Source organism: Schinkia azotoformans LMG 9581 (genome assembly GCF_000307855.1).
Classification (GTDB): domain Bacteria; phylum Bacillota; class Bacilli; order Bacillales; family Bacillaceae_J; genus Schinkia; species Schinkia azotoformans.
The window spans coordinates 1-510 of sequence record NZ_AJLR01000105.1; the positions used below are offsets into that span (position 1 = coordinate 1).

Here is a 510-nt window from a genome sequence, read left to right on the forward strand (position 1 = left end):
CGTTGACGTTGATGGTCAAAAAGTTATTAAGAGTGCTTTTTTTAACAAAACGTCAACTAAAAAACGTCAACAAAAAGTTTTTGTTGACGACAACGTGAATAATTCAGTTGATGGCAATCCAGAGGGGAATGAAGAGATTTTATTTTTAAGGAATCTAGTGTCCGAACTCCAATCAGAAAAAAAAGAGCTTCATAAGCTATTAGACCAGCAACAACGTTTAGCCTTACAAGATAAAAAATTACTTGAAGAATATAAAGAAGAAATTAAGGAATTAAAATCTTTGATGGTACCAGTACGAAAAGATGATAAATATCCTATGGTACAAAAATCTAAAGACATAGATAATACAAAAGAAGAACTTCATACAAAAAATAAAAAATGGTGGCATTTTGGAAGGAATGTAAAATGACTAAACAAACTTTTGATGATTTAATTAATCAGATTAATACTGTTTCTAACGATGTACAGAGAGAACGTGGGACTCTCTTTGAAAAATTGACGTTAGCTTAT

Annotated in this window: 1 protein-coding gene; it reads left to right on the top strand. The window is 30.4% G+C overall.

Going from position 1 to position 510, the window contains the following annotated elements; genetic code table 11:
• The coding region (locus tag BAZO_RS11415) for a hypothetical protein (RefSeq protein WP_003331675.1) at positions 1-409 on the top strand (409 nt) is incomplete at its 5' end.
• Positions 410-510 lie beyond the last annotated feature (101 nt).